The 18628-nt window shown below is 60.4% G+C and carries 20 protein-coding genes; 2 read left to right on the top strand and 18 right to left on the bottom strand.

The annotated features are described in order from the left end of the window. Positions 1–3: 3 nt before the first annotated feature. The 5 genes from ccmE to ccmA form a co-directional block, all read right to left on the bottom strand. A complete protein-coding gene (ccmE, locus tag J2Y90_RS13775; RefSeq protein ID WP_123442833.1) occupies positions 4–459 on the bottom strand; it encodes a cytochrome c maturation protein CcmE in 456 nt (151 codons plus the stop codon). Continuing rightward, a complete protein-coding gene (ccmD, locus tag J2Y90_RS13770; protein ID WP_039763617.1) occupies positions 456–632 on the bottom strand; it encodes a heme exporter protein CcmD in 177 nt (58 codons plus the stop codon). Before ccmD ends, ccmE begins: the two co-directional genes overlap by 4 nt. Beyond that, the gene (locus J2Y90_RS13765) at positions 629–1384 is read right to left on the bottom strand and encodes a heme ABC transporter permease (protein WP_253500445.1); all 756 of its coding nucleotides are present in this window, start codon (positions 1382–1384) and stop codon (positions 629–631) included. Before J2Y90_RS13765 ends, ccmD begins: the two co-directional genes overlap by 4 nt. Before the next feature lie 97 nt (positions 1385–1481). Next, positions 1482–2150: a heme exporter protein CcmB gene (ccmB, locus tag J2Y90_RS13760; RefSeq protein WP_253500443.1), complete on the bottom strand. Its 669-nt coding sequence runs from the start codon at positions 2148–2150 to the stop codon at positions 1482–1484. Then, entirely contained in the window at positions 2147–2782 is a 636-nt protein-coding gene (ccmA, locus tag J2Y90_RS13755) for a cytochrome c biogenesis heme-transporting ATPase CcmA (protein ID WP_253500441.1), read from the bottom strand. The genes ccmB and ccmA overlap by 4 nt, the downstream gene beginning before the upstream one ends. A 197-nt stretch (positions 2783–2979) precedes the next feature. On the opposite strand from ccmA, the gene J2Y90_RS13750 reads away from it, so the two are divergent. Then, entirely contained in the window at positions 2980–4554 is a 1575-nt protein-coding gene (locus J2Y90_RS13750; RefSeq protein ID WP_253500438.1) for a flagellar hook-length control protein FliK, read from the top strand. Next, the gene (locus J2Y90_RS13745; RefSeq protein WP_253500436.1) at positions 4551–4880 is read left to right on the top strand and encodes an EscU/YscU/HrcU family type III secretion system export apparatus switch protein; all 330 of its coding nucleotides are present in this window, start codon (positions 4551–4553) and stop codon (positions 4878–4880) included. Before J2Y90_RS13750 ends, J2Y90_RS13745 begins: the two co-directional genes overlap by 4 nt. Before the next feature lie 45 nt (positions 4881–4925). Here J2Y90_RS13745 and J2Y90_RS13740 read toward each other — a convergent pair whose 3' ends face one another. The 13 genes from J2Y90_RS13740 to fleN all read right to left on the bottom strand — a co-directional run bounded on the left by J2Y90_RS13740 (position 4926) and on the right by fleN (position 18562). Further along, the gene (locus tag J2Y90_RS13740; protein WP_253500434.1) at positions 4926–7367 is read right to left on the bottom strand and encodes an RICIN domain-containing protein; all 2442 of its coding nucleotides are present in this window, start codon (positions 7365–7367) and stop codon (positions 4926–4928) included. Positions 7368–7614: 247 nt separating this feature from the next. After that, complete coding sequence (locus J2Y90_RS13735) at positions 7615–8007, bottom strand: DUF2802 domain-containing protein (protein WP_064365462.1); 393 nt, start codon at positions 8005–8007, stop codon at positions 7615–7617. A 1-nt stretch (position 8008) separates the two neighbouring features. Further along, positions 8009–8494, bottom strand: coding sequence for a chemotaxis protein CheW (locus J2Y90_RS13730; protein WP_016771050.1), 486 nt, complete (start codon positions 8492–8494; stop codon positions 8009–8011). A gap of 90 nt (positions 8495–8584) precedes the next feature. Then, positions 8585–9535, bottom strand: a complete 951-nt coding sequence (locus J2Y90_RS13725; RefSeq protein ID WP_253500433.1) for a CheW domain-containing protein — start codon at positions 9533–9535, stop codon at positions 8585–8587. Positions 9536–9653: 118 nt separating this feature from the next. After that, entirely contained in the window at positions 9654–10442 is a 789-nt protein-coding gene (locus J2Y90_RS13720) for a ParA family protein (RefSeq protein WP_024012121.1), read from the bottom strand. 43 nt (positions 10443–10485) lie between these two features. Continuing rightward, positions 10486–11379, bottom strand: coding sequence for a flagellar motor protein MotD (motD, locus tag J2Y90_RS13715; RefSeq protein ID WP_429462228.1), 894 nt, complete (start codon positions 11377–11379; stop codon positions 10486–10488). A 12-nt stretch (positions 11380–11391) separates the two neighbouring features. Beyond that, complete coding sequence (locus tag J2Y90_RS13710; RefSeq protein WP_039763601.1) at positions 11392–12132, bottom strand: flagellar motor protein; 741 nt, start codon at positions 12130–12132, stop codon at positions 11392–11394. Further along, positions 12132–13271 carry a protein-glutamate methylesterase/protein-glutamine glutaminase gene (locus J2Y90_RS13705; RefSeq protein ID WP_253500431.1) on the bottom strand — a complete coding sequence of 380 codons (1140 nt, stop codon included), beginning with the start codon at positions 13269–13271 and terminating at the stop codon, positions 12132–12134. The genes J2Y90_RS13710 and J2Y90_RS13705 overlap by 1 nt, the downstream gene beginning before the upstream one ends. A 49-nt stretch (positions 13272–13320) precedes the next feature. After that, positions 13321–15594: a chemotaxis protein CheA gene (locus J2Y90_RS13700; protein WP_253500430.1), complete on the bottom strand. Its 2274-nt coding sequence runs from the start codon at positions 15592–15594 to the stop codon at positions 13321–13323. A 54-nt stretch (positions 15595–15648) separates the two neighbouring features. Then, positions 15649–16437 carry a protein phosphatase CheZ gene (locus J2Y90_RS13695; protein WP_042607546.1) on the bottom strand — a complete coding sequence of 263 codons (789 nt, stop codon included), beginning with the start codon at positions 16435–16437 and terminating at the stop codon, positions 15649–15651. 18 nt (positions 16438–16455) lie between these two features. Then, on the bottom strand, positions 16456–16827 hold the full coding sequence (locus tag J2Y90_RS13690; RefSeq protein WP_024012118.1) for a chemotaxis response regulator CheY: 372 nt from the start codon (positions 16825–16827) through the stop codon (positions 16456–16458). 167 nt (positions 16828–16994) lie between these two features. After that, a complete protein-coding gene (gene fliA, locus J2Y90_RS13685) occupies positions 16995–17735 on the bottom strand; it encodes an RNA polymerase sigma factor FliA (RefSeq protein ID WP_016771059.1) in 741 nt (246 codons plus the stop codon). Continuing rightward, positions 17732–18562, bottom strand: coding sequence for a flagellar synthesis regulator FleN (gene fleN, locus J2Y90_RS13680; RefSeq protein WP_016771060.1), 831 nt, complete (start codon positions 18560–18562; stop codon positions 17732–17734). Before fleN ends, fliA begins: the two co-directional genes overlap by 4 nt. Positions 18563–18628 lie beyond the last annotated feature (66 nt).

Below are 18628 nucleotides of genomic sequence, written 5' to 3'. Positions count from 1 at the left end.
CGATCAACCCTCCTTCACAGGCGTTGGCGCGGATTGACCGCTGTCCTTCAACGCTTTGGTCACTTCCGGCGGCATGTACTTCTCGTCGTGCTTGGCCAGCACTTCATCGGCGACCACCACGCCATCGGCGTTGAGCTTGCCCAGAGCAACGATGCCCTGCCCTTCGCGGAACAGATCCGGAAGGATGCCGCGGTAAGCGATGGTCACGGATTTGTTGAAATCGGTGACGACGAATCTGACGTCCAGCGAATCCTTTGATCGTTGCAGCGAACCGGCCTCGACCATGCCGCCGGCCCGGATGCGCGTGTCCTGCGGCGCCTCACCGTTGGCGATCTGCGTCGGCGTGTAAAACAGATTGATGTTTTCCTGCAGCGCGCTCAGGGCCAGGCCGACAGCGGCGCCGACCCCGACCAGGATGGCCAGAATGATGATCAGACGTTTTTTGCGCAGCGCATTCACTGGCCGTTCTCCCGGCGCAGACGACGCGCCTCTTGTTGCAGATAACGCTTGCGCGCCGCAATCGGCGCCACCACGTTGAGGGCCAGCACCGCCAGACAGATGCCGTAGGCCGACCAGACATACAGGCCGTGATGGCCCATGGCGAGGAAGTCGCCGAATGAAGCAAAACTCATCGCGCCGCCTCCAGATTCTGCTGCACTTCGGCTTTCACCCAACTGGCGCGAGCTTCGCGCTTGAGCACTTCCAGACGCATGCGCAGCAACAGCACAGCGCCGAAGAAGCAATAGAAACCCAGCACCGTCAGCAGCAGCGGCAACCACATTTCCGCTGGCATCGCCGGTTTTTCCGTGAGGGTGAACGTCGCGCCCTGGTGCAGGGTGTTCCACCACTCCACCGAGTATTTGATGATCGGAATGTTGATCACGCCAACGATCGCCAGCACCGCGCAGGCCTTGGCGGCGCTGTCGCGGTTGCTGATGGCATTGCCCAGCGCGATCACGCCGAAATACAGAAACAGCAGAATCAGCATCGAAGTCAGGCGCGCGTCCCAGACCCACCACGAGCCCCAGGTCGGCTTGCCCCAGATCGCCCCGGTGACCAGCGCCACGGCGGTCATCCACGCACCGATCGGCGCGGCGCATTGCAGAGCGACGTCGGCCAGTTTCATCTTCCACACCAGCCCGACCACGCCGCACACCGCGAGCATCACGTAGATCGACTGGGCGAGCATCGCGGCGGGTACGTGGATATAGATGATGCGAAAGCTGTTGCCTTGCTGGTAATCCGGCGGCGCGAACGCCAGCCCCCAGACCACACCAACGCCGATCAGCAGCAACGCTGCGATGCTCAGCCACGGCAGGAACTTGCCGCTGATGCCGTAGAACCACTTGGGCGAGCCGAGCTTGTGAAACCAGGTCCAGTTCATACTGTTTCCATCACGGTTGCCGCTCATCATCGCGAGCTGGCAGAGGGTCATGCCTTTCTTCTGGAAGAAGTGGTCAATTTTTGACCAGGCCTCATTATTATTCGCCGACGCTGATCTTCAGGCCAGCGGCTATTGCAAAGGGTGTCAGGGTGATCGCCAAGGCTGTAAGGCTGGCCATCCACAACAGGTATCCGGTCGCCGGCATGCCTTGCAGCGCGGCCTGCAACGCGCCGCTGCCAAGGATCAACACCGGGATGTACAACGGCAGAATCAGCAGCGCCAGCAACAGACCGCCGCGTTTCAAACCGACTGTCAGCGCCGCGCCCACTGCGCCGAGCAGGCTCAACACTGGCGTGCCCAGCAGCAACGACAGCAGCAGCACCGGCAGACACGCGGCCGGCAACCCGAGCATCAACGCCAGCAGAGGCGCCAGCAGCACCAGCGCCAGACCGGAGAACAGCCAGTGTGCCAGCACCTTGGCCAGGACCAGAAGCGGCAGCGGGTGCGACGAAAGGACCCACTGTTCCAGCGAGCCGTCTTCGAAATCACTGCGAAACAATCCGTCCAGCGACAGCAGGACCGACAACAACGCCGCCACCCAGACTAACCCCGGGGACAGGTTTTGCAAGACTTGAGTTTCCGGGCCGACGGCCAGCGGGAACAGTGCAATGACGATGGCGAAGAAAATCAGCGGATTGGCCAGCTCCGCCGGGCGGCGGAACAGCAGTCGCGATTCGCGGGCAAGCAGCAGGCCGAAGACACTCATACCGCCCATTTCCCCAGATCGATGTCGCGATAACCGGCCGGCATGCGGCTCAGCGTATGGTGCGTCGTCAGCACCACTAGCCCACCGCGTTCGCAATGCCCGGCCAGATGTTCTTCGAGTTGCGCGACACCCTGTTTGTCCAGCGCCGTGAAAGGTTCGTCGAGAATCCACAACGGCGGGCTGTCCAGATACAACCGCGCCAGCGCCACGCGGCGCTGTTGACCGGCGGAAAGACTGTGGCAGGGAACGTCTTCGAAACCGCGCAATCCTACCGATGCCAGCGCCTGCCAGATCGCCTCGCGCTCGGCGGGATGATGCAGGGCGCAGAGCCACGACAGGTTTTCTTCGGGAGTGAGCAGATCCTTGATCCCGGCGGCGTGGCCGATCCACAACAGATTGCGCGCCAGTTCGCTGCGTTGCTCGGTCAGCGGCTGACCGTTGAGCAGCACCTGGCCATCGGTGGGTTGCATCAAACCCGCGAGCAGACGTAAAAGACTGGTCTTGCCGCTGCCGTTGGGGCCGCTGATCTGCACCATGTCGCCACTGACCAGGCGCAATTCGAGGTTTTCGAAAAGCAGCCGCAGATCGCGTTCACACGCCAGGGCAACGGTTTGCAGCACAGGACTGGTCAAGGGATCACGGGCCTTATACGGTTCAAGTCGGCTCTGGAACGGCCGTTAAAGAGATGCAGCATAGATGCTTTGATCGCTCGATCTGGCGAGCTGGATCAAACAATTGCCAGGTTTTTTGAACGAAGCGCACGACGCGCGGCATTATACATGCCGTGCCTTACTCTCAAGAGCGCAATTTCCTCAGGTTGTGTCCGCGTATGACAGGCGAAATGAACATCCTCCCGCTGCCGCCCACCGTGCCGGCGAGCGCTCGCCCGCAGATGGGTGAATTGCTCAAGCTGCTGACGCCGGTCGAGGGTCTGATCGGCGCCGGGCAAAGCGCCAAAGCCGAGGTGTTGTCGCTCAAGCAGGCCGATCAGACCTTTGAATTGCTGCTCAAAGTAACCCTCGACAGCGGTCGCCAGACCACCGTGCAGGCCAGCAGCAATCTGCCGTTGCCACAGGGCACCAACCTGGCAATCACCCAGCCATCGGCGGGCAATCTGGCGATCACCGTGCAGCAAGCGATCGCCAGCAGCGTCGCCACCCTCACCCGCATCGATACCGCGCAATTGCCGGCCGGCACCCTGCTGCAAGGCAAAGTGGTGACCTCACAAGCGTTGCCGCAGACGCCGGGACAAGCAGCGGTGTTCCGTTCGATGGTAACCCTGCTCAACACCGCGTTGAGCGGCAGCACCCTGACCGTCGACAGCCCGCAGCCGCTGCGCATCGGCACCTTGTTGTCGGCGCAGGTGCAGGATGCGCAAACCCTCAAATTCGTGCCGTTGAGCAGCCGTCAGGAACAACTGGCGGTCAGTCAGCAACTGCTCGGCCAGCAAAGTCGCCAGGGCTCGCTCGATGGTCTGCTGAAACTGCTGCAGAACCTGCCGCCGGCCAGCGATCAGACCTCGGCCGATCTGCGCGCGGTGGTCGACAAGTTGCTCGCCAGCCTGCCGGACGTGCAGCAAATGAGCACGGCCAAAGGCGTGGCGCTGGCCTTGGCCAACAGCGGCGCGTTTCTCGAAGCGAAATTGCTCGGCGGGCAAAACCCGAGCCTCGCCCCGGACATGAAAGCCGACCTGCTCAAGCTGATCGCGCAACTGACTCCGGGCCTGCCGAACAACACCAATTTCAATGCGATCATCGCCGCCAACACCTTGGCACAGGCGCTGCCGAGTTTCGTTCGAAACGCCTTGGGCACCCTCGGTCAGGTCAGCGCCAAACCGGTGCCGAGCAGCTTTCCGTTACCCGAACGGCTGCTGGCGAAACTGGAAGGCGAAGGCGATCTCGAACAACTGCTGCGCCTCGCCGCCGCTGCGGTGTCGCGTCTGCAAAGTCATCAGCTGTCGAGCCTGGAACAGACCGGCGTCACCGACGATGGCCGCCTGCTCAGCACTTGGCAGCTGGAAATCCCCATGCGCAACCTGCAGGACATCGTGCCGCTGCAAGTCAAATTCCAGCGTGAAGAAGCGCCGGAACGCGAGCCGCAGGCCCACGAACGCCGCGACGAGCGTGAAGCGAAACAGCATCTGTGGCGCGTCGATCTGGCCTTCGATCTGGAACCGCTCGGGCCGATGCAGATCCAGGCGCAACTGGTCGCCGGCAGCCTGTCCAGTCAGCTCTGGGCCGAGCGCCCGTACACCGCCGACCTGATCGAGAACAACCTGTTTGCACTGCGCCAGCGCCTGCTCGATTCCGGGCTCAACGTCGGCGACCTCGACTGCCACCACGGCACCCCGCCGCAAGGCAACCAAACCCGCCTCGAACACCGCTGGGTCGACGAAACCGCATGAACGATTCCACTGCCCCACGCCAGGCCATCGCCCTCAAATACGACGGCAACCACGCCCCGACGCTCACCGCCAAGGGCGACGATGAACTGGCCGAAGAAATCCTGCGCATCGCCCGCGATTACGAAGTGCCGATCTACGAGAACGCCGAACTGGTGCGCCTGCTGGCGCGGATGGAACTGGGCGACAGCATCCCCGAAGAGCTCTACCGCACGATCGCCGAGATCATCGCCTTTGCCTGGAACCTGAAGGGCAAATTCCCCGAGGGACAAGATCCGAACGCACCGATGATCGAGAAGGACATCACCGAGCGCGGCGACGATTTCTAAGCGGCGCACCTTATCTCCAGATGAAAGCGACGCTCTGACACACCTTCAATTCAAACGCGCTCGCCAGAGCAGATTCGCCCATTCGAGCTGTGGTGAATGGCCATGATCCTTTAGGCCGACAGCACTGCCGGCCTCGGACAGATTCAGCGCCATGAAGCCGACTCTGCCAACCCGCCAGTGATACTCGGCAACAGGATCATCAACACGGTAGGGAAGCAGGAGCTGCCTGCCCGTCGCTGAGCCATAGGGTCGCACATCGGCCCATTTGAGCTGGGGCGCCACAAACACCAAAGACGGAATCGCCGCAAATTCCCCCTTATCCAGGTTGCTGATTTTCCAGAAAAAGGTCGCAGCGTCGTTTGCTGTCGCGTGCAAAATCCAGATATCCGTCAGTTTCGTGGCCGCAGAACTCATCACGACCACTCTCGCGCGAAGAAAGCCCGGATACTCGAAACTTTTATCAAACGCCAAAAAAGAACCACTGCTCTTATAGGTGTACAAATTCAGCCCCTCCCCGCTCGAATGAACAGCGAGCACATCATCCTTGCCGTCAGGGTCCAGCCTTACGTTGAAAAAACGAGTCGATAATGGCGATTTTCGAGCGTCTCCCCATAGAACCGGGACTTCCAGGCTCGATCCAGTGTTTGTCATCAGCCAGAAAGCCGACAATGCCTTATCGCAGGTCTGCACGATCAGCACATCTTGTTTGCCGACGCCTCTGAAGTCGCCGGTCAGGTACTGCCGGGCCTGCCCGTAGGCATGTCCTGTCTCGAGAGTGCGCCAGACTACCGGGGCAGCAAAATGGCCACCTTCATTTTTCAACAATCTGAAAATGGTTTCGTCACCTTTACCCGCAGATATAGCCATCAGATCTGCCCTGCGATCACCATCGAAATCGGCCAGCAGATAGCGCGTGGAGTCGTAACAAAGCGCAGTGTCACATCCGGAACTCAACGAGGCGGGATCGAACGGAACTCGCCCCTCGTACCACTTTTCAGAAGTGACCTTGTCTGCGTCCATCGATGTAACCCAGACGTCAACACCCGGTCCGTCCGGGCGGCGCTGTACTTGCACTGTCCGGTCTGAACCGTTGCCGATGACATCCCCGGTCAGTGCCACCTCCATCGATTCGTTGCTATCGATGTTATCGACACTGCGCACCCACAATGCGGAACCCGCAAACATGTCGCAGTTCGCAATCAATGCGGGTTGCCCTGCATCCAGACATTTCCTCCCGGGGCCCGGTACGAAAACTTTGCCGAAATCCCACGGGGTCCATTGCTGAGACGATGCATTACTCTCACAAACGCGTTCGATCAATTGATCACCCTCGCGCCCAATGCAATGGCCGGATGCTGTTTTCAACAGGGCTACCCCTTTCCCCCCGACAGGAACGGAAGAGGGTACAAACGCCCAACCCTGATCAGTATTCGATTCGCATTTCGCCAGCGACACCCGCCGCCCAAGTCCATTCGAAACCAGACACTGTTGGGTCTGGAAATTGACCAACGGCCGCCAAGGAATATTGACTGTCGGTACACGCTCGTGAGAGTGGCTGAGGTCGAAATTATGGCGCCCGATCCAGTTGCCATTCCAGAAGGCCTCACTGAACACGAAGTGAACCGGTTCCGCCATTTCAAAATGGAAGTAACGGGCTACGACATGCCTCTTGGCCTGCAAGGATGAGGGATCCACGTTTGGAGGCAGCCCCGCCGATGAGTAGGTTTCGTGATAAGTCACCGGGATATCAGCAGTCAATTTCTGCACGGCCAGCCTGGTCAATCGCGCTGAATAGATATGGTCAGGATGTTCTTCATACGGAACAGTGTCAGGGTTGAGTGCGTGCACTTTGGTGGCGCCTTCACTGACGATCAATCCGGTCAGAAGCTCAATGAGAGAAGACCTGCTGTAGAGGTTTATCGGCCCCTCCGCATAATCCACAAAGGGCCAGCTTTTAACGACCGTATCGAGGTCAAGTAGATTGGCCAGCGGCACATCTCCGCCCCGAACCCCCCCTCCGGGCACTCGCAAAAATATCAGTTTCAATCCAGGTTGCGCATTGGCAGTGACGCTCATCACGCGTGCTGGACCTGTGTTGATGATGGCAGGAGTCCATTCAGTCGGCCTGCCCAACATCGCCGCATAGGCTTTCTTCGATGCGTTTTCTCGCTTTAAAACAAAATCGAAACCGGACTCCAATCCGGTACCACCACCGTTGAGGAAGATACTGGTGACGCAACCGCCAGCATTGAGCACCTCGGAAATACCCGGTTCAATGAACAGGAGATCGTCATCCATGTGCCCGACGATATTGACCAGGTGAACACCGTGACAATTTTTCTCAATGGGTACGGCTGTGTCTTGAACGAGCGGACTTCCCGCATTTGCTCGAGCCAGGCAGACAATCATGAGCAGCAGGGTTGTCAGCACTGCCCTAGACGCGCGGGGTGACGGTGATTTGCTCAGGTTCTCTGCTCCGATTTGCATACACACTCCAATTCAACGCCAGCCACGATTGAAGGATTTGCGAAAACAGGTGACGCCCCCCAGGACGAGCGGATCCCTCGCAATACAGGACGACTCTAGGGCGGCGCGAAGGAGATTCTCCACTGTCAGAAATACCAGTTCGGACAAACGGTAATGCGCGGCTCTGGCATTCTTCAAAGAAATCGCAGGCAAAAAAAATCGCCGGTGTGACCGACGATTTTGCTCAAGACAAGTGGCGCAGCTGGTATCAGTTTTTGTGCAGTTTGCGCATCAATTCCGCCTCAGCCTGGGTCAGGCCGCACGACTGAGTCAGTTCATCGACGCTCGCGCCCATGCCCACCAGTTTCGCCGCCTGGGCGAATGACAGACTCGACGGGTCGCGTTGTTCCAGTGCAACGATCTTGTCCGGCAACGGGCTCACCACCGCGCGCAACTCGTGCAGGGCTTCGCCCATGCGCACATTGCCGTTCTGGTAGTCGTCGACGCGTTTGGCCAGTTCCTTGATGCGCTGATCGCGCAGCGCATCGCCCTGGGCCTGCTGCGCAGCGATCACTCGCTGCGCCTTGATGTACGAGACGAACATCGCCAGCGTGCCGGCCCAGAACAGAAACAGGACAATTACCGCAACCTCGAGAATCAAATCAGATGCTCTCCAGTTCCGACCATTCTTCTTCGCTCATCATCTTGTCCAGCTCGACCAGAATCAGCAGCTCGTTGTTCTTGTTGCATACACCCTGAATGAACTTGGCCGACTCTTCGTTACCGACGTTCGGTGCGGTTTCGATTTCCGACTGACGCAGGTAAACCACTTCGGCGACGCTATCGACCATGATGCCGACGACTTGCTTGTCGGCTTCGATGATGACGATACGGGTGTTGTCGCTGATCTCGCCGCTGTGCAGGCCGAAGCGCTGACGGGTGTCGATCACGGTGACCACGTTACCGCGCAGGTTGATGATGCCCAGCACATAGCTCGGCGCACCCGGTACCGGGGCGATCTCGGTGTAGCGCAACACTTCCTGCACGCGCATCACGTTGATGCCGTAGGTTTCGTTATCCAGTTTGAAGGTCACCCATTGCAGGATCGGATCTTCAGAACCTTTTGCATTCGACGCCTGACTACTCATACCCTGACCCCTCGAAAAAACCGCCCTGGGCGGTGTGTGTTCTGTGTGGTGGCATTGAAAAATGCCATCGCCTGATTGTTATGTCGGCTGCTATGTCGGTTTATGTAGCGGCTTGTTGCCGCCCAAGTGCTTTGCCCCGCCGCTGGCGATCAACTCGGCCAGCGCGGATACATCAAGCAATGCACACATGTGCTCGATCACGGTGCCGGCGAGCCATGGCCGCTGACCCCGGTGACTTCTCCATTTGATCTCATTCGGGTCCAGGCGCAACGAGCGGCTGACCTGATGTACCGCCAGCCCCCACTCGTAACCTTGTACCGAAATCACGTATTGCAGGCCCTGACGGAAGTCATCGCGGTACCGGTCCGGCATGACCCAGCGCGCGGTGTCCAGGACCTTCAGGTTGCCGGCCTGGCTCGGCAGAATCCCGAGGAACCACTCCGGCTGACCAAACAGCGGCGTCAGCTCGTGGCCGGCCAGCGAATAGATCGAGCCGAGGCACACCAGCGGCACCGCCAGCGTCAACCCGGCAACATCGAACAGCAAGCATTCGAAGGCTTCGGCAGCCCAGGCCGGACGGCCATCGGGCTCGACCGGTGGCGGCGGGTTGTTCGGTGGCAGATGCACTTCGACCAGCGGCGGAATCAGCACCTGCGGCTCAGCAATCTGCGGCGCGGGTTCTGGCTCCGGTTCTGGTTCCGGTACGGTCAATAATTGTGTTTGCAGCAGCGGCGCCAGCGTCGACAGCGGCGCGCGCGGCTCGTCGATCAGCGCGACCGGTGCTTTGGCTGCAGGTGCAACAGCCGGTGCGGCAATTGGAGCGACAGACTTCTGCGCGTCGCGAGCCTGCTCCTCCAGCACCGCGGCCTGGAACTCGTCCATGGCCTCAGTGCTTTCCACCACTTCAGGCTGCGCCTGTTCGACGACTGGCGGCAGCGCTTCGACGGGCGGCAACTCTTCGGGCAGGTCCAGCAGCAGATCTTCCAGATAGGACTGCAAGGCCTGTTGCGGACGTGAAGTCAGCTTGACCGGCCGGTTCATGCGCAACTCCCGGTAGGAGCTACCGCAGGCTGCGATCTTTTGATCTTCTGAGGAACACTGGCAGGCAAGATCAAGAGATCGCAGCCTTCGGCAGCTCCTACACGGATGGAGATCATGTTCAGGCCACCTGCGGAACAAGTTGCTGCGCAAGCAGGTGCTTGAGCAGCGCGCGGTAGGCCAGCACGCCGCGGCTCTTGCCGTCGAATTGCGAAGGCGTGACGCCGGCGCGGCTCGCATCGCGCAGTCGGGTATCGACCGGAATGTAGCCGTGCCAGATATCGTCGGGGAATTTGTCGCGCAGCACGCGCAGGGTGCCCATTGAGGCCTGCGTGCGGCGGTCGAACAGGGTCGGCACGATGCTGAACGGCAGCGGTTGTTTGCGCGAACGATTGATCATCGCCAGGGTGTTGACCATGCGCTCCAGACCTTTGACGGCCAAGTGCTCGGTCTGCACCGGAATCACCAGTTGCTGACTCGCCGCGAGGGCGTTGACCATCAGCACGCCGAGCAACGGTGGGCTGTCGATGATTGCGTAATCGAAGTCCTGCCACAGCTGCGCCAGACTCTTGGCGATCACCAGGCCCAGGCCACTCTGCCCCGGCGACTGGCGCTCAAGGGTGGCCAGCGCAGTGCTCGACGGCAGCAGGGAAATGCGTTCGTCGCTGGTCGACAGCAGTAACTGTCCCGGCAGGCCTTGCGGCACGCTGCCCTTGTGCAGAAACAGGTCGTAGTTGCTGTGCTCCAGGCTGTCGGGGTCGTAACCGAAATAGCTGGTCATCGAGCCGTGCGGGTCAAGATCGACCACAACCACGCGCTTGCCCGCCTCGGCCAGCAATCCGGCTAAAGCGATGGAGGATGTGGTTTTACCGACACCACCCTTTTGATTGGCGACTGCCCAGACTCTCATTCAGTTCGTTCCTCCCGGCCGGGTTGATTGGCCGAGACATGCTTCAGCGTGTTAATGCGGGCGACGGAGAATTGACGGCACTCTCGCGTCCCGGCGTCTTGACCGGGGTCGGTGCAGTTTGTGTGCCAGCGCGCTTCAACGCCGCATCCGGTTGTGCGTTGGCAGTTCCGGTGCCGGTGAGGCTGCGGCGGACATCGAGATTGCGCGACACCACCAGCACCACGCGACGGTTCTTCGCCCGGCCTTCGACCGTGGCGTTGTTGGCCACCGGCTGGAATTCGCCGTAGCCCACCGACGCCAGCCGACCCGGGTTCACGCCCTGCATGGCGAGCATGCGCACGATGCTCGCCGAACGCGCCGAGGACAGTTCCCAGTTGGTCGGGTACTGCGCCGTGCGGATCGGTTGATCATCGGTGAAGCCTTCGACGTGGATCGGGTTGTCGAACGGTTTCAGGATCGCCGCGACCTTGTCGATGATGCTGAAGGCGATGTCGCTCGGCATCGCATCGCCGCTGCCGAACAACAGGCTGGAGTTGAGTTCGATCTCGACCCATAACTCGTTGCCGCGCACGGTCATCTGGTTGGAGCTGATCAAGTCACCGAACGCGGCACTAATGTCGTCAGCAATGCTTTTCAGCGGATCGCTGGCGCCGGCGATACCGGCGTCGACCTGTTCGGCATCCTTGACCAGCGGCTTGGCCGGGGTCACGGTTTTCGGCCGCTCGTCGCCGATCGGAATCGGTTTGAGCGAGCGATCGGAGTCGGTAAATACGCCGATCAGCGCTTCGGAAATGACTTTGTACTTGCCTTCGTTGATCGACGAGATCGAGTACATCACCACGAAAAACGCGAACAGCAAAGTGATGAAATCCGCGTAGGACACGAGCCAGCGCTCGTGGTTAACGTGTTCTTCCTGGTGCCTGCGACGAGCCATGATCCATTTCCCCCATCAATCCATGAAGCCCTGAAGCTTCAGCTCGATAGAGCGCGGGTTTTCACCTTCGGCGATCGACAGGATTCCTTCCAGCAACATTTCGCGATAACGCGACTGCCGCAATGCGATGGACTTGAGCTTGGCCGCGACCGGCAAGAGGATCAGGTTGGCACTGGCCACGCCGTAGATCGTCGCGACGAAAGCCACGGCAATGCCGTTACCCAGTTGCGACGGATCGGCGAGGTTGCCCATCACGTGAATCAGGCCCATCACCGCACCGATGATGCCGATGGTCGGCGCGTAGCCGCCCATGCTTTCGAACACTTTGGCCGCTTCGATATCACGTGATTCCTGGGTGTAGAAATCCACTTCGAGAATGCTGCGAATGGCTTCCGGCTCGGCGCCGTCGACCAACAATTGCAGGCCCTTGCGCGAGTAACTGTCAGGTTCGGCATCGGCCACTCCTTCGAGACCGAGCAGACCTTCCTTGCGCGCTGTCAGGCTCCAATTGACCACGCGGTCGATGCCACCGGCCAGGTCGACACGCGGTGGAAAGAAGATCCAGGCGAGAATCTGCATGGCGCGCTTGAACGCGCTCATCGGCGACTGCAGCAGCGCAGCACCGACGGTGCCGCCCAATACGATCAGCGCTGCCGGGCCGTTGGCCAGTGCGCCGAGGTGACCGCCTTCAAGGTAGTTGCCGCCGATGATGGCGACGAACGCCATGATGAGGCCGATAAGGCTGAGAACATCCATCAGATACACGCCTCGACGATGTGCTTGCCGATGTCGTCCAGACCGTACACCGCGTCAGCCAGATCGGCTTTGACGATGGCCATCGGCATGCCGTAGATCACGCAGCTTGCCTCATCTTGCGCCCACACCGAGCTGCCGCCCTGCTTGAGCAGACGCGCGCCTTCGCGACCGTCGGCGCCCATGCCGGTCAGCACCACTGCCAGAACTTTGTCGCCGTAGGACTTGGCTGCAGAACCGAAAGTGATGTCAACGCACGGCTTGTAATTCAGACGCTCGTCGCCCGGCAAAATCTTCACCGCGCCACGGCCGTCGATCATCATCTGCTTGCCACCCGGCGCCAGCAGCGCCAGGCCCGGACGCAGGATGTCGCCATCCTCGGCTTCCTTGACGCTGATGCGGCAGAGCTTGTCGAGACGTTCGGCAAACGCCTTGGTAAACGCTGCCGGCATGTGCTGGATCAGGACGATCGGCGCCGGGAAATTCGCCGGCAATTGCGTCAGCACGCGTTGCAGCGCAACCGGTCCGCCCGTCGAAGTACCGATGGCAACCAGTTTGTAGGCCTTGCGTTTCGGGGCCGACGCCGAAGCGCTGGCAGCGGATGCACGAGCAGGCGCAGGAGCCGGACGCGCCGGCACAGGGCTGCTGTGGCTGCTTTGGCTGCTGTAGCTCGACGCTGCCGGGGCAGGCGTCGGCGCTGGCGCAGCGGCGGGAGCCGGCGCGCTGTAGGCACTGAAACGACGATTGCTGCGCGAGATGCTGTGGACTTTCTCGCACAGCAGCTGCTTGACCTTCTCGGGGTTGCGCGAGATGTCTTCGAAATTCTTCGGCAGGAAATCCACCGCGCCGGCGTCCAGCGCATCCAGGGTCACCCGGGCGCCTTCGTGCGTCAGCGAGGAGAACATCAACACCGGGGTCGGGCAGCGCTGCATGATGTGCCGCACTGCCGTGATGCCGTCCATCATCGGCATCTCGTAGTCCATGGTGATCACGTCAGGCTTGAGCGCCATGGCCTGATCGATCGCCTCTTTACCGTTGGTGGCCGTGCCGACCACCTGGATGCTCGGATCCGCCGAAAGAATTTCCGAGACGCGGCGGCGGAAAAAACCCGAATCGTCCACCACCAGGACTTTGACTGCCATAAACACTCCATTAGGTGCAGCGGCGCGTCATCGCGCCGTCGCCCCGGATTCAAATACGCTTTGTGGCGTAACGCTTGAGCATGCTTGGAACATCGAGAATCAGCGCAATGCGGCCGTCACCGGTGATGGTGGCGCCGGACATGCCCGGAGTGCCCTGGAGCATTTTGCCCAATGGCTTGATGACCACTTCTTCCTGGCCGACCAATTGATCGACGACGAAGCCGATCCGCTGGGTGCCCACCGAAAGAATCACCACATGGCCTTCGCGCTGCTCTTCGTGAGCGGCGGAGCTGACCAGCCAGCGCTTGAGGTAGAACAATGGCAGCGCCTTGTCGCGCACGATCACCACTTCCTGACCGTCGACGACATTGGTGGTCGACAGGTCGAGGTGGAAGATTTCGTTGACGTTGACCAGCGGGAACGCGAACGCCTGATTGCCGAGCATCACCATCAGGGTCGGCATGATCGCGAGGGTCAGCGGCACTTTGATGACGATCTTCGAACCCTGGCCCTTGGTCGAGTAGATGTTGATCGAACCGTTGAGCTGGGAAATCTTGGTCTTCACCACGTCCATGCCGACACCACGGCCGGACACGTCGGAGATCTCGGTCTTGGTCGAGAAACCCGGGGCGAAGATCAGGTTGTAGCACTCGGTATCGCTCAGGCGATCGGCCGCGTCCTTGTCCATCACACCGCGTTTTACCGCGATCGAACGCAGGACGTTCGGGTCCATGCCTTTGCCGTCGTCGGAGATCGACAGCAGGATGTGATCGCCTTCCTGCTCGGCCGCCAGCACTACGCGACCGCCACGGGCCTTGCCCGATGCTTCGCGTTCTTCCGGCGACTCGATGCCGTGGTCGACGGCGTTGCGCACCAAGTGGACCAGCGGGTCGGCCAGGGCCTCGACAAGGTTTTTGTCGAGGTCGGTTTCTTCACCCACCAGTTCCAGGTTGATCTCTTTCTTCAGCTGCCGCGCAAGGTCGCGAACCAGACGCGGGAAGCGCCCGAAGACCTTCTTGATCGGCTGCATCCGCGTCTTCATCACGGCGGTCTGCAGGTCAGCGGTGACCACGTCGAGGTTCGACACGGCCTTGGACATGGCTTCGTCGCCGCTGTTGAGACCCAGGCGCACCAGACGGTTACGCACCAGTACCAGCTCGCCAACCATGTTCATGATTTCGTCGAGACGCGCGGTATCGACGCGCACGGTGGTTTCCGCTTCGCTGGCCGGTTTTTCCGGCGGCGGTGTCGCAGGAGCACGGGCCGGAGCCGGTGCAGCAGCGGCGGCCGGTTTCGGCGCCTCGGCTTTCGGTTCAGGCTTGGCCGCAGGTTTCGGCGCAGCAGCGGCGGCCGGAGTTTTCGCTGCTGGCGTGGCGACGCTCGACGCGGAGCCGGCAGTCGCAGCGCTGGCGTCAAACTTGCCTTTGCCGTGCAATTGGTCGAGCAGCGATTCGAATTCGTGATCACTGATCAGGTCGCTGCCGGCCGCAGCGGCAGCCGGTGCAGCAGGTGCTGCCGGCGCCGAAGCGATCGCCGATTCCAGCGCGTCAACGGCGAAGTTGCCCTTGCCGTGCAACTGATCGAGCAAGGCTTCGAATTCGTCGTCGGTGATGTCCGAGCTGTCCCCCGCAGCAGGCGCGGCCGGAGCCGCTGCTGCTGGCGCCGGAGCGACCGCATCGACAGCAAACTGGCCTTTGCCATGCAGTTGATCGAGCAGCGACTCAAACTCGGCGTCGGTGATTTCATCGCTGGCGGCCGTGTCGGCAACCGGCGCGGGCGCCACAACAGCAGTCGGGGCCTCGGCTTGTGCCTTGACGGCATTCAGCGAGTCCAGCAGTTGTTCGAATTCGTTATCGGTGATGTCTTCCGATGCGCTTTCGGCGACCGGCTCTTCCACCACTTCTACCGGTGCAGCAACCGCTTCATCAGCCGATTGCGGCTCGGCCAGACGCGCCAGCGCGGCCAGCAGTTCCGGCGTGGCGGCGGTGATCGGTGCACGCTCGCGGACTTCGCTGAACATGCTGTTCACCGCGTCCAGTGCTTCCAGCACCACGTCCATCAGTTCTGCATCAACGCGACGCTCACCCTTACGGAGGATGTCGAACACGTTTTCGGCGATGTGACAGCACTCCACCAGCTCATTGAGCTGAAGGAAGCCGGCGCCCCCTTTTACAGTGTGGAAACCGCGAAAAATTGCATTGAGCAGATCTGCATCATCCGGGCGGCTTTCCAGCTCGACCAGTTGTTCGGACAGTTGCTCAAGAATCTCGCCGGCCTCAACCAGGAAATCCTGAAGGATCTCTTCATCGGCGCCGAAGCTCATTAATGGGGTGCTCCTACAGGTCTAAAAACCCAAAAAACCTGAAATTCCGAAATACTAGAATCCAAGGCTGGATAACAAATCGTCCACATCGTCCTGACCGGACACAACGTCTTCTCGTTTATCGGCATGAATCTGCGGACCTTCACCCTGCGAGAGATGTTTTTGTGGATCTTTTTCGGCAAGCATTGCGGCGCGGTCATGTTCGATGCCCGCAAAGCGGTCGACCTGACTGGCCATGAGCACGAGTTTGAGCAGATTGCTTTCGACTTCGGTGACCAGTTGGGTCACACGCTTGATCACCTGACCGGTGAGGTCCTGGTAATCCTGAGCCAGCAGGATGTCGTTGAGATTGCTCGACACCGCACGGTTGTCCGTGCTGCTGCGTGACAGAAAACCGTCGACCCGGCGCGCCAGTTCGCGGAACTCTTCAGCCCCGACCTCGCGACGCATGAAGCGGCCCCAATCGGCGCTCAACGTCTGCGCTTCATCAGCCAGACTGTTGACCACCGGCGTGGCGCTTTCCACCAGATCCATGGTGCGGTTGGCCGCGGCTTCCGTCAGCTTGACCACATAGCCCAGACGTTCGGTGGCGTCGGTGATTTGCGACACTTCCTCGGCCTGCGGCATGTGCGGATCGATCTGGAAATTGACGATCGCACTGTGCAGTTCACGTGTGAGCTTGCCCACTTCCTGATACAGGCCGCGGTCACGGGTCTGATTGAGCTCATGGATCAGTTGCACCGCGTCGCCGAACCTGCCTTTTTCAAGACTTTCGACCAGTTCGACCGCGTGTTTTTTCAGGGTCGATTCGAAATCGCCCTGGGATGATTCGTTATGCTCCATAGCTCCCCCGCGCATTCATCAGCCGATGCGTTCGAAAATCTTCTCGATTTTGTCTTTCAACGCTTGAGCCGTGAAAGGTTTGACCACGTAACCGTTCACACCGGCCTGAGCGGCCTCGATGATCTGCTCGCGCTTGGCTTCGGCAGTCACCATCAACACCGGGAGGTGCTTGAGTTTTTCATCGGCACGCACGTGGCGCAGCAGGTCGATACCGGTCATGCCCGGCATGTTCCAGTCCGTTACCAGAAAGTCGATGCTGCCGCTGTTGAGCACCGGAATGGCAGTGGTGCCATCGTCGGCCTCGACGGTGTTGGTGAACCCAAGATCGCGCAGCAGGTTCTTGATGATCCGCCGCATCGTTGAGAAGTCATCAACGATGAGGATTTTCATGTCTTTGTTCAATTCGACCTCCAAGCAGTCTTAAACGCGCCCAGCACCTGGACGCGCCACTTCAATCAATCGGCGCAGCACTTAAAGTTTGTCTGGAGCACAACGGATCGAGACCGGCGCCGTTGATCACCGCACCAGCCTCGTTTCGCAGTGTCCCCACACTGCCTTCAGCGCGCTCGCCACTCCCCCAAACGCCCCCGCAGACGGGCCGCGCACTGGCTGTGTAACTGGCTGACCCGCGATTCACTGACGCCAAGGACTTCACCGATTTCCTTGAGGTTCAGCTCTTCGTCGTAGTACAGCGCCAACACCAGTCGCTCACGCTCCGGCAAATTGGCAATCGCGTCCGCCAGCGCCGCCTGGAAGCGTTCATCTTCCAGATCGCGTGACGGCTCCATATGCGCACTGGCGCCATCCTCGTGCAGCCCTTCGTGTTCGCCGTCCTGCAACAGGTCGTCGAAACTGAACAGGCGACTGCCCAAGGTGTCATTCAGAATCCCGTAGTAATCGTCGAGACTCAATTGGAGTTCGGCCGCAACCTCGTGATCTTTAGCGTCACGGCCGGTTTTAGCTTCAATCGAGCGAATCGCGTCGCTGACCATCCTGGTATTACGGTGAACCGAGCGTGGCGCCCAGTCCCCTTTGCGCACTTCGTCGAGCATCGCGCCGCGGATTCGAATGCCCGCGTACGTTTCGAAACTGGCGCCTTTGCTGGCGTCGTATTTGGTCGAGACTTCGAGCAAACCGATCATCCCGGCCTGGATCAGGTCTTCGACCTGCACGCTGGCCGGCAGGCGTGCCAGCAAGTGATAGGCAATGCGCTTGACCAGTGGCGCGTAGCGCTCGATCAATTCGTATTGCGCGTCACGCGCCGACTTTTTGTAAAGATTCATGCCACTGGCGGTCATATCACAGGCCCTGCGGTTTGCTGCACGAGACGCTCGACGAAAAATTCCAGATGACCGCGCGGGTTGGCGGGCAGCGGCCAGGTGTCGACCTTCTGGGCGATGGCCTTGAAGGCCAGCGCGCACTTGGAACGGGGAAAGGCTTCGTAGACGGCGCGCTGCTTCTGCACCGCTTTGCGCACACTTTCGTCGTAAGGCACGGCGCCGACATATTGTAGGGCGACGTCGAGAAAACGATCCGTGACCTTGGTCAACTTGGCGAACAGGTTGCGCCCTTCCTGCGGGCTCTGCGCCATGTTGGCCAGCACGCGGAAGCGGTTCATGCCGTAGTCGCGATTGAGCAACTTGATCAGCGCGTAGGCGTCGGTGATCGAAGTCGGCTCATCGCACACCACCAGCAACACCTCTTGCGCAGCGCGAACGAAACTGACTACCGAGTCACCGATACCCGCAGCGGTGTCGATCACCAGCACGTCGAGATTGTCGCCGATGTCGCTGAACGCCTGGATCAGACCGGCGTGTTGCGCCGGGCTCAGGTGCACCATGCTCTGCGTGCCGGAGGCCGCCGGCACGATGCGAATCCCGCCCGGCCCCTGCAACAGCACGTCGCGCAATTCGCAACGGCCTTCGATCACGTCGGCCAGTGTGCGTTTGGGTGTCAGCCCCAGCAGAACGTCGACATTTGCCAGGCCCAGGTCGGCGTCCAGCAGCATGACCCGACGGCCAAGCTCTGCCAGCGCCAGCGACAAGTTCACTGACACGTTAGTCTTGCCGACGCCACCTTTGCCGCCGGTCACCGCGATCACCTGTACGGGATGCATGCTGCCCATGTTATTTCTTTACCTTGTCTTGCATAGACGGAGGCCACATTACTGGCTGCGCGTTCCCGATCGGAA

The sequence above is a fragment of the Pseudomonas koreensis genome, from assembly GCF_024169245.1.
Classification (GTDB): domain Bacteria; phylum Pseudomonadota; class Gammaproteobacteria; order Pseudomonadales; family Pseudomonadaceae; genus Aquipseudomonas; species Aquipseudomonas koreensis_F.
Note: the sequence above shows the minus strand (reverse complement) of the source record. Positions and strands in the feature narration are given on the sequence as shown.

Bases quoted from the DNA above. Each gene is read 5' to 3' on its own strand.
- ccmB (WP_253500443.1), bottom strand. From the start codon at position 2,150: ATGAGTGTCTTCGGCCTGCTGCTTGCCCGCGAATCGCGACTGCTGTTC.
- fliA (WP_016771059.1), bottom strand. From the start codon at position 17,735: ATGACCGCCAGTGGCATGAATCTTTACAAAAAGTCGGCGCGTGACGCG.
- J2Y90_RS13730 (WP_016771050.1), bottom strand. From the start codon at position 8,494: ATGAGTAGTCAGGCGTCGAATGCAAAAGGTTCTGAAGATCCGATCCTG.
- J2Y90_RS13750 (WP_253500438.1), top strand. From the start codon at position 2,980: ATGACAGGCGAAATGAACATCCTCCCGCTGCCGCCCACCGTGCCGGCG.
- J2Y90_RS13705 (WP_253500431.1), bottom strand. From the start codon at position 13,271: ATGGCAGTCAAAGTCCTGGTGGTGGACGATTCGGGTTTTTTCCGCCGC.
- J2Y90_RS13695 (WP_042607546.1), bottom strand. From the start codon at position 16,437: ATGGAGCATAACGAATCATCCCAGGGCGATTTCGAATCGACCCTGAAA.
- J2Y90_RS13720 (WP_024012121.1), bottom strand. From the start codon at position 10,442: ATGAGAGTCTGGGCAGTCGCCAATCAAAAGGGTGGTGTCGGTAAAACC.
- J2Y90_RS13690 (WP_024012118.1), bottom strand. From the start codon at position 16,827: ATGAAAATCCTCATCGTTGATGACTTCTCAACGATGCGGCGGATCATC.
- ccmD (WP_039763617.1), bottom strand. From the start codon at position 632: ATGAGTTTTGCTTCATTCGGCGACTTCCTCGCCATGGGCCATCACGGC.
- J2Y90_RS13740 (WP_253500434.1), bottom strand. From the start codon at position 7,367: ATGCAAATCGGAGCAGAGAACCTGAGCAAATCACCGTCACCCCGCGCG.
- J2Y90_RS13745 (WP_253500436.1), top strand. From the start codon at position 4,551: ATGAACGATTCCACTGCCCCACGCCAGGCCATCGCCCTCAAATACGAC.
- fleN (WP_016771060.1), bottom strand. From the start codon at position 18,562: ATGGGCAGCATGCATCCCGTACAGGTGATCGCGGTGACCGGCGGCAAA.
- J2Y90_RS13700 (WP_253500430.1), bottom strand. From the start codon at position 15,594: ATGAGCTTCGGCGCCGATGAAGAGATCCTTCAGGATTTCCTGGTTGAG.
- J2Y90_RS13710 (WP_039763601.1), bottom strand. From the start codon at position 12,132: ATGGATGTTCTCAGCCTTATCGGCCTCATCATGGCGTTCGTCGCCATC.
- J2Y90_RS13725 (WP_253500433.1), bottom strand. From the start codon at position 9,535: ATGAACCGGCCGGTCAAGCTGACTTCACGTCCGCAACAGGCCTTGCAG.
- J2Y90_RS13765 (WP_253500445.1), bottom strand. From the start codon at position 1,384: ATGAACTGGACCTGGTTTCACAAGCTCGGCTCGCCCAAGTGGTTCTAC.